9 protein-coding genes are annotated in these 8,326 nt (G+C 73.3%); 5 read left to right on the top strand and 4 right to left on the bottom strand.

Annotation, left to right across the window (positions count from 1 at the left end; all coding sequences use genetic code 11):
• Positions 1-25: 25 nt before the first annotated feature.
• The 3 genes from ACFV6I_RS34960 to ACFV6I_RS34950 all read right to left on the bottom strand — a co-directional run bounded on the left by ACFV6I_RS34960 (position 26) and on the right by ACFV6I_RS34950 (position 2,544).
• A complete protein-coding gene (locus tag ACFV6I_RS34960; protein WP_063347415.1) occupies positions 26-295 on the bottom strand; it encodes a hypothetical protein in 270 nt (89 codons plus the stop codon).
• Between the two features lie 177 nt (positions 296-472).
• The gene (gene kynU, locus ACFV6I_RS34955) at positions 473-1,699 is read right to left on the bottom strand and encodes a kynureninase (protein ID WP_380429879.1); all 1,227 of its coding nucleotides are present in this window, start codon (positions 1,697-1,699) and stop codon (positions 473-475) included.
• Between the two features lie 14 nt (positions 1,700-1,713).
• The gene (locus tag ACFV6I_RS34950) at positions 1,714-2,544 is read right to left on the bottom strand and encodes a tryptophan 2,3-dioxygenase (protein WP_380429876.1); all 831 of its coding nucleotides are present in this window, start codon (positions 2,542-2,544) and stop codon (positions 1,714-1,716) included.
• 215 nt (positions 2,545-2,759) lie between these two features.
• Between ACFV6I_RS34950 and ACFV6I_RS34945 the strand changes: the two genes are divergently transcribed.
• On the top strand, positions 2,760-3,203 hold the full coding sequence (locus ACFV6I_RS34945) for an Lrp/AsnC family transcriptional regulator (RefSeq protein ID WP_063347413.1): 444 nt from the start codon (positions 2,760-2,762) through the stop codon (positions 3,201-3,203).
• A gap of 92 nt (positions 3,204-3,295) precedes the next feature.
• Complete coding sequence (locus tag ACFV6I_RS34940) at positions 3,296-3,841, top strand: NADPH-dependent FMN reductase (RefSeq protein WP_063347412.1); 546 nt, start codon at positions 3,296-3,298, stop codon at positions 3,839-3,841.
• A 46-nt stretch (positions 3,842-3,887) separates the two neighbouring features.
• On the opposite strand, the gene ACFV6I_RS34935 is transcribed toward ACFV6I_RS34940, so the two are convergent.
• Entirely contained in the window at positions 3,888-4,520 is a 633-nt protein-coding gene (locus ACFV6I_RS34935; protein ID WP_063347411.1) for a MarC family protein, read from the bottom strand.
• A gap of 200 nt (positions 4,521-4,720) precedes the next feature.
• Here ACFV6I_RS34935 and ACFV6I_RS34930 point away from each other — a divergent pair, with 200 nt between their 5' ends.
• The 3 genes from ACFV6I_RS34930 to ACFV6I_RS34920 all read left to right on the top strand — a co-directional run bounded on the left by ACFV6I_RS34930 (position 4,721) and on the right by ACFV6I_RS34920 (position 8,243).
• Positions 4,721-5,281 carry a DoxX family protein gene (locus tag ACFV6I_RS34930; RefSeq protein ID WP_063347410.1) on the top strand — a complete coding sequence of 187 codons (561 nt, stop codon included), beginning with the start codon at positions 4,721-4,723 and terminating at the stop codon, positions 5,279-5,281.
• Positions 5,282-5,444: 163 nt separating this feature from the next.
• Complete coding sequence (locus ACFV6I_RS34925; RefSeq protein WP_380429873.1) at positions 5,445-6,080, top strand: hypothetical protein; 636 nt, start codon at positions 5,445-5,447, stop codon at positions 6,078-6,080.
• A 333-nt stretch (positions 6,081-6,413) separates the two neighbouring features.
• Positions 6,414-8,243 carry a glycosyl hydrolase family 18 protein gene (locus tag ACFV6I_RS34920; protein ID WP_079135560.1) on the top strand — a complete coding sequence of 610 codons (1,830 nt, stop codon included), beginning with the start codon at positions 6,414-6,416 and terminating at the stop codon, positions 8,241-8,243.
• The last annotated feature ends 83 nt before the right edge of the window (positions 8,244-8,326 follow it).

Below are 8,326 nucleotides of genomic sequence, written 5' to 3'. Positions count from 1 at the left end.
GCGCGGGCGAGGGGCCGACGGCGGCTCAGCGGGAGCGGAAGAAGCGGTCCACCGTGCGGCGGCCGGCGGCGACGGCGTGCACCGGTTCGCCGACCACCCGGCCGGCCTCGGCTTCGGCGCGGATGGCGTCGGCGCGTTCGGTGCGGCCCTCGGTCGCGTCCCACCGCTCGGCCTGGGCCCGCTCGACGCGGGGGAGGAGGCGGTGGCCCAGCGTCCACGTGATCAGGAAGAGCAGGGTCAACCCCAGGGCCAGCATGAAGGGTTCGGGCTCAAGCGGTCCGAGTTCGATGTTCACGCAAACCTCCCTTAATGGCTGACGGTAAGTCAACCGAGAGGCTTCCCAAGGGTGATGGGGGTCGAACTTTACCTGGACATGACCTGCGTCACTGTTCCGTGGCGGACTGTCCGCCGACGCCGGGCCCGGACCGCGCCGGGCCCGGACCGCGCCGGGCCCGGACCGTGGCGCCGGGCCTCAGGTCACCTCGCCCCGGCGGGAGAACCGCTCCTCCCGCCACTCCCCGCCGGCCAGCACCTCGGCCAGCTCCCGGGCCGCGTCCCAGACGTCGGTGTACGAGAGGTACAGCGGGGTGAAGCCGAACCGCATGAGGTCGGGCGCACGGAAGTCCCCGATCACGCCGCGCGCGATCAGCGCCTGCACCACCGGGTAGCCGTCGGCGTGCCGCAGTGCGACCTGGCTGCCCCGCCGGGCGTGCTCGCGCGGGGTCACCACCTCGATCCCGTCCAGACCCTCGACCAGTCCGATGAACAGGTCGGTCAGGGCCAGGCTCTTCGCCCGGACGGCGGCCGGGTCGGCGCGCTCCCAGACGTCCAGGCTCGCGCCCAGTGCGGCCTGCCCGAGCAGTGACGGCGAACTGGTCAGGAAGCGCCCGATGCCCGGCTTGGGGTCGTACCCGGGCTCGAAGGCGAACGGGCGGGCGTGCCCGAACCAGCCGCTCAGCGGCTGCCGCGGGCCGGCCGCCAGGTGCCGCTCGGCGGCGTACAGGAAGGCCGGCGAACCGGGGCCGCCGTTCAGGTACTTGTAGGTGCAGCCGACCGCGAAGTCCGCGCCCGCAGCGCCGAGTTCGACCGGCAGCGCGCCCACCGAGTGGCAGACGTCCCAGATCATCAGCGCGCCCGCGGCCTGCACCCGGGTGGTGATCCCGGGCAGGTCCAGCAGCTCGCCGGTGCGGTAGTCCACGTGCGAGAGGACGACCGCGGCGACGTCGCCGTCCAGGTGCCGGTCCAGCTCCTCCGGCCGGACCAGCACGCTGCGCGCACCCTCGACCAGGCCGGTGGCGCCCTCGGCGATGTACAGGTCGGTCGGGAACGCCTCGCCGTCGCCCAGCACCGTGCGCCGCCCGGGGCGCAGCCGCAGCGCGGCGACGAGCACCTTGAACAGGTTCACCGAGGTGGTGTCGCAGACCACTACCTCCTCCGGGCCGGCCCCGACCAGCGGGGCGATCCGCCGCCCCAGCCGGTAGGGCTGCTCGAACCAGCCGGCGTCGTTCCAGCTGCGGATCAGCTCCCGGCCCCACTCCTCCTCGACCACCTGCCGCACCCGCTCCGCGGTGCGCACCGGCAGCGCGCCGAGCGAGTTCCCGTCCAGGTAGACCACCCCGTCCGGCAGGGCGAACTCCTTGCGGAACGCCGCCAGCGGGTCGACGGCGTCCAGCGCCGCGCACTCCTCGCGCGTGACCATGCCCATCCCCTCGTTCACAGCTCGTCCCGGATCGTCCACAGCTCCGGGAAGACGTCCTGCTCGGCGGACCTGCGCAGCCAGCTCAGCCCGCTGGAGCCGCCCGAGCCGGGCTTGCCGCCCATGGTCCGCTTGACCGCGGACAGGTGGCGCTGGCGCCAGCGGGTGACCCGCTCGGCGACGTCCAGCAGCGCCTCGGCGAGTGGCTGCAGGTCGGCGTGCTCCGGGTCGGTGTAGACCAGGCGCCAGGCCGCGGCGACCTCGTCGCTGGCGCGGTAGCGCTGCTCGGAGGGCTCCGGGCGCAGCGGCAGGCAGCGCCGGGCCAGCAGGGCCAGCGCGTCGTCGTACAGGCCGGGGGAGCGCAGCGCCTCGGTCAGCTCGGCCTGCGTCCGCGGCATCCCGTCGTACATCGCGAGCAGTGCGGCGTTCTTGTTGCCGAGCAGGAACTCCAGGTGCAGGAAGGCCGCGGACTGGAAGCCGGAGGCCTGGCCGAACTCCGCGCGGAAGCCGTTGAACTCCTGCGGCGTCATGGTGGCCAGCAGGTCCCAGGACTCCACCAGCACGTCCTGCGCGTGGGTGCCGCGCCGCAGCGCGGCCAGCGCGGCGGGCAGGTCGTCCTCGCGCAGCGCGCGCTGGGCGAGCGTCCACTCGTGCCGCAGCAGGTCGAACAGCAGCTCCATCACCTGCGTGGTGACGATGAACGACAGCTCGGCCGGCACCTTGCTGCGCGGGTGCTGCAGGCTGTGCAGCTCGTCCAGGCACACGTAGCGGGCGTACGGGGTGCCCCGATCCGGCTCCCCGCGCCGACCGAACGACAGGCTGGGTGTCTCCACCGTGTCGTGCCCCATCCCGATTCCTCCTGATCCACCCGGGCCCGTCGCCCGGACCGGCGACCAGACGGACGGCCTGGTTCCACCGGGGTGCCCATTGTGCGGCGGTGCGACCCCCCGGTTGAATGGTCGACGGACACCGCAACCGCGATCCGGGCTGTCGTTCGCGAGGCGTTCGGCCGATTCGCTTTACGATCGCGAAACCACCCATTCCAGTCACTCCGGGAGCCGCCATGGACGCCGTCGACCGCCGCCTGCTGGCCGAGTTGCAGACCGACGCCAGGCTCTCCTACAACGAACTCTCCCGCCGGGTGAGCCTGTCCGCACCCGCGGTGGCCGAACGGGTCCGCCGACTGGAGTCCGACGGCGTGATCACCGGGTACCACGCCCATGTGGACCTCAGCCGGGCCGGACTGCCGATCACCGCGCTGGTCCAGATCCAGTGCTACGGCCCGCGCTGCGTGCTGCGCGACCCCCAGGTGGCCGCCTGGCCGGAGGTGCTCCAGCTGCACCGGGTCACCGGCGGGGCCTGCTGCGCGCTGCTGGTCGCGGTGCCCACGATGGCCGATTTCGAGGCCCTGTGCGACCGGCTCGGCGGCTACGGCCAGCCGTCCAGCTCGATGATCCTCTCCAGCCCGGTGCCCTGGCGGCCGGTGGTCGCGCCCGCCGGGGCGTAGCGCCGTCGCCCGGCGCGGCGCGGCGCGGCGTGGCGCCACGGCGCCGGCACGGCCGCCGAGCGGCCCGGGGCCGGAACGGTAGGTTCCTCGGCATGCCGAACGAGCGTCACATCCTGCTGCTGCCCGGGAGCCTGCGGGCCGGTTCCACCAACGAGACCGTGCTGCGCACCGCCGCCGCCGTGGCCGCCGCCACCCCGGGCCTGCGGGCCACCTACTACGCCGGGCTGGCCGGCCTGCCGCACTTCAACCCGGACCACGACACCGACCCGCTGCCCGGGCCGGTGGCCGCCCTGCGCGCCGCCGTCGAGGCCGCCGACGCGCTGCTGGTCTGCACCCCCGAGTACGCCGGGACGCTGCCCGGCTCCTTCAAGAACCTGCTGGACTGGACGGTCGGCGGGACGGAGGTCGCGGACAAGCCCGCCGGCTGGATCAACGCGGCCGGCCCGGGCCGGGGTCAGGGCGCGGAGGCCACCCTGCGCACCGTCCTCGGCTACACCGGCGCGGCCGTGGTGGACGGGGCCTGCGTCCGCATCCCGCTGGACCGCGGGGCGGTCGGCCCGGACGGGCTGGTCGCCGATCCGCTGGTGCGGGAGCGGATCGGCGAGGTGCTGGCCCGGCTGGCGGCCGCCGCGGTCTGACGGGCGGCGGCCGGGCGGGCGGCGGTCTGACGGGCGGCGGCCTGGCTCAGTGCCCTTCGGGCATGTGCACCCCGAGCCCGGCCAGGCCGGTCAGGAACAGCTCCACGCCGACCGCCGCGAGCAGCAGCCCGAGCAGCCGGGAGAGCACCTCCAGCGAGGTGCGGTGGGTGCGCTGCATCAGCGGCGCGAGCAGGGCCACGCAGACGTAGTTGATCACCACGACCGCGAGGTAGGCCCCGCCGATGGTGGCCTTCCAGCCCCAGTCGTTGCGGGCGAGCGAGGCGACCAGCACGGCGGTGACCGCGAGCGGGCTGGCGATGTACGGCAGCAGCAGTTCGCGGATGCCGTCCACCATCGGGTTCGGCAGGTGGTCGCCGTCCTCGCTCTCGCCGCCGAGGTGGACGCCGAAGACCAGCGCGACCGCGTAGATGAAGAAGATCGCCCCACCGGCGAGCTGCAGCGACTGGTCGCTGATGTGGAAGAGCGTGGTGACCTCGTCCGCGGTGAAGCCGAGCACCAGGCCGATCACCGCCGAGATGACCGTGCTCCACGCCGCCAGCCGCCGCAGTTCCCGGGTGCTCCGGGTGGAGGCCAGCCGGGCGAAGGCCAGCAGGACCTTGGGCGGGCCGACCACGGCGAAGAAGGTGATGAAGGCGCTGCTCAGGTTGAAGACGAACATGCGCCAAGCATGACCGCGGCGGCTGGTGCGGCCGCTCCGCCACGCCACGCCCCGCGGTCGGGCGTGGCGTGAATCTCGTCGGGGGGCGGTTCATTCCCGGTCGCCGGCGAATTCGCCCGGATGGCCGTCCCGGCTCGAACGGGTGCGCGCTCTCGGCTCCCATGGAAGTCGGATCACCTGCCCGGGAGCGAGGATGCGACATGTGTCTGAACCGTAAGGACCTGGGCCTGCTGGCCCTGCGCGGCGCGGTCGGCGGGGTGCTGATCGCGCACGGCACCCAGAAGCTGTTCGGCTGGTTCGGCGGCGGCGGCCTGGAGGGCACCGCCCAGGCGATGGAGCACATGGGCTTCCACCCCGGCCGGCAGAGCGCCATCGCGGCGGGCGCCGGTGAGGCGGGCGGCGGCGTGCTGCTGGTCGCCGGGCTGGCCACCGGTGCGGCCGGCGCGGTGGTGGCCGGGACGATGGCCGGCGCGGTGGCGGTGCACGCCCCCGGGGGCTTCTTCGCGACCTCCGGCGGCTACGAGTACCCGGCCTTCCTCGGCGCGGCCGGGTTGGCGCTCGGCCTGGCCGGTCCGGGGCGGTACTCGCTGGACCACCTGACCTGCCACGTCCTCGACCGGCCGTGGATGGGCCTGGCGGCCTTCGCGGGGTCCGTCGCCGGGGCGTACGGCGTGGTGGCGCGGCGCCGGCACGTGGTGCGGCTGCGCGAGGAGCGGGCCGCGATGGAGGCGGACGCGCAGGAGGGCTCGGGGCTGTCCTGACGCGCCGGCGGCCCCAGGTCCTGTCCGGGGGCGGCCCGCGCCGGCCTGCTAGCCCGGGTCACCCGGAGGCACCAGTCCTGCTGGCGGCCCCCGGGCGGCCCTCGGAGGGTGGGCGGGGAGGCGTGCCGGGCAGCCCGGCGCCGAGGCAGAAACGAGGGACCGCATGGACCGCCTGGACCGCATGGACCGCCAGCCGCTCACCCGGATCGGTTCGAGGCCGCGGGTCACCGCGCAGCACCTGGACGCGCCGCCGGTGCGCCGCCAACGCCGGGCGGTGGCCGGGGTGTTGGCCGCCACCATGGTCGCCGGGGCGGCGCTGGCGGGCTGCTCCTCCGGAAAGAGCGCGAGCAGCGTGGCCACCTCGGCCTCCGCCGCGATCGAGCGGGGCGCCTCGGCCGCCGCGTCCGCCGCCTCGGCGCTGGCCTCGGTGGCGGGCGGGGCGGGGGCGGTGATCGCCTCGGCGGAGGCGCGGGCCTCGGCGGCGGTGTCGGCGGCCTCCTCGGCGGTCGCCGGGATCAAGGGTGGGCTGGACGCCAAGGGGGACGTGGCCGTCGGGGCGGTGAGCACCGGCTCGGACGGCAGGGCGCAGGTGGAGCTGACCGTCACCAACCACGGGCAGCAGTCGTACCGGTACGTGATCCAGGTCGACTTCACCGACGACTCCGGCTCGGTGCAGGACGCGACCGCGGTGACGGTCCAGGACGTGGCGGCCGGCCGGAGCGCCCAGGCCACCGCGCGCAGCAACCGGGACCTCTCGGGCAGCCTGAAGGCCGTGGTGGCGAACGCGCTGCGCTACTGACTCCCGCTACTGGCGTGCAGGTCAGCGCGGGTGTCCGGCGGGGGCCGAACCTTAAGCGCGGCTCAAGGCCCAACGGGACCCCTTGACGGGGGAGTTGGTCTAGTCCATTTTTATTGCCCAGGTGCAGGGAGCCCCTGAACCGGCGTCAACGGCCTCGTGCCGCGGGCGCCGGTTCGGCACATCCCGGTGTCCGTCCAGGCCCGATCCCGCTGATCCCGCTCGATTCCCCGCACGATTCCCCGCACTGAGCTGTCATGTCCCGGTCGCCCGACCCCACCTCGGGCGCATCCCCACGGGACGACGCAAACCCCCACAACCAGGAGTCACGCACCCATGCTGCGTTCACGCATTGAAAGGGCCGGGACCCCGGCTCCGACGGGCGGCCGTCGACGCCGCCCGAAGAGCCTGGCCGCCGTCGCGGCCGGCACCGCCGCCTCCGTGCTGCTCGGCGCGGGCCTCGCGCTGACCGGCGGCGCCGCGGCCAACGCCGCGACCACCAACACCACCGGCGCGGCCGCCACCAGCGGCGGCATCAAGGTCGCCTACTACGACCAGTGGTCGGTCTACGCCAACGCGTACTACCCGAAGACGATCCAGGACACCGGCGTGGCCGGGAAGCTCGACTACCTGATCTACGACTTCGGGAACATCCACCCGACCGACCTGGGCTGTTTCGAGGCGACCAAGGCCGCCGACACGAACGACAACAACCCCAACGCGGGTGACGGCGCGGCCGACGCGTTCGCCGACTACCAGAAGAGCTTCGGCGCGGACATCTCGGTCGACGGCGTCGGCGACGTCTGGAACCAGCCGATCGCGGGCAACTTCAACCAGCTGAAGAAGCTGAAGGCGAAGAACCCCAACCTCAAGATCCTGCTCTCGCTGGGGGGTTGGACCTACTCCAAGTACTTCTCGCCGGCGGCCGCCACGGACGCCTCGCGCAAGCACCTGGTCTCGTCCTGCCTCGACATGTTCATCAAGGGCAACCTCCCGAGCGACGCCGGCTACGGCGGCCCGGGTACCGGCGCCGGTGTCTTCGACGGCATCGACATCGACTGGGAGTACCCGGGCGGCGGCGGCCACACCGGCAACATCTCCAGCCCGGCCGACAAGCAGAACTTCACGGCGCTGCTGAAGGAGTTCCGCACCCAGCTGGACGCCCAGGGCAAGGCCGACAACAAGACCTACGCCCTGTCGGCGGCGGTCGGCGCCGGCCAGGACAAGATCATGAACGTCGAGACCGACAAGATCGGTCAGTACCTCACCTTCCTCGACGTCATGACCTACGACATGCACGGCGGCTGGGACGCCCAGGGGCCGACCAACCACCAGGCCGCGCTCTACGCGGGCCCGAACGACCCGTCGACCCCGGTCAAGCCGGGCCACGGCAAGTACTCGATCGACAACGCCATCAAGGCGTGGACGGTCGGCGACGCGGACTACGGGATCCCCGGCGGCTTCCCCGCGAACAAGATCAACATGGGTGTGCCGTTCTACTACCGCGGCTGGACCGGCGTCCAGAACAACGGCAAGAACGGCCTGTTCCAGCCCGCCGCCAGCCCGGCGACCGGCGCGGCGATGTCCGGCAACGTCCCCGGCATCCAGATGTACAAGGAGCTCGCGGGCTTCGTCGACAACCCGTCCAAGACCTTCTGGGACGACGACGCCAAGGCCACGTACTTCTACGACGGCAACACCTTCTGGAGCGGTGAGGACACCCGGTCGATCCAGGCCAAGCTCGACTACGCGCACTGCAACGGCCTCGGCGGTTCCTTCGCCTTCTCGCTGTACGACCTGGGCACCAAGACCGGCCTGTTCGACACGATGGTGAACGCCACCAACGGCTCCGCCGCCGGTTGCCCGGCCCCGCCGACCGGCACCCCGAGCAGCACGGCGACCCCGACCCAGACCCCGACCGGCACGCCCACGGGCACGCCGACCGGCACCCCCACGGGTACCCCGACCGGTACCCCCACCGGCACCCCGACCTCGCCGGCCGGCTGCCCGGCCGCCCCGAGCTGGGACGCCAACACCACCTACGCGGCCGGCGGCACCAAGGTCTCGTGGAAGGGCCACTACTACACCAACAAGTGGTGGACCAAGGGCGACGACCCGAGCCAGGGCGGCCAGTGGGGCGTCTGGACCGACAACGGCGCCTGCTGACCCTTCGGGCGGCATGAGCTGAGGGCCTGACGGACCTTCGCAGCACCTGAACCAAGCAGTCCGGCCCGCCGGGGGAGTACCCC

It is taken from the genome of Kitasatospora sp. NPDC059803 (assembly GCF_042732255.1).
Taxonomy (GTDB): domain Bacteria; phylum Actinomycetota; class Actinomycetes; order Streptomycetales; family Streptomycetaceae; genus Kitasatospora.
The sequence above is the reverse complement of the archived record's forward strand: the minus strand, read 5'-3'. Positions and strand labels throughout refer to the sequence as shown.

Bases quoted from the DNA above. Each gene is read 5' to 3' on its own strand.
- ACFV6I_RS34930 (WP_063347410.1), top strand. From the start codon at position 4,721: ATGTGTCTGAACCGTAAGGACCTGGGCCTGCTGGCCCTGCGCGGCGCG.
- ACFV6I_RS34940 (WP_063347412.1), top strand. From the start codon at position 3,296: ATGCCGAACGAGCGTCACATCCTGCTGCTGCCCGGGAGCCTGCGGGCC.
- ACFV6I_RS34935 (WP_063347411.1), bottom strand. From the start codon at position 4,520: ATGTTCGTCTTCAACCTGAGCAGCGCCTTCATCACCTTCTTCGCCGTG.
- kynU (WP_380429879.1), bottom strand. From the start codon at position 1,699: ATGGTCACGCGCGAGGAGTGCGCGGCGCTGGACGCCGTCGACCCGCTG.
- ACFV6I_RS34925 (WP_380429873.1), top strand. From the start codon at position 5,445: ATGGACCGCCTGGACCGCATGGACCGCCAGCCGCTCACCCGGATCGGT.
- ACFV6I_RS34950 (WP_380429876.1), bottom strand. From the start codon at position 2,544: ATGGGGCACGACACGGTGGAGACACCCAGCCTGTCGTTCGGTCGGCGC.
- ACFV6I_RS34920 (WP_079135560.1), top strand. From the start codon at position 6,414: ATGCTGCGTTCACGCATTGAAAGGGCCGGGACCCCGGCTCCGACGGGC.
- ACFV6I_RS34945 (WP_063347413.1), top strand. From the start codon at position 2,760: ATGGACGCCGTCGACCGCCGCCTGCTGGCCGAGTTGCAGACCGACGCC.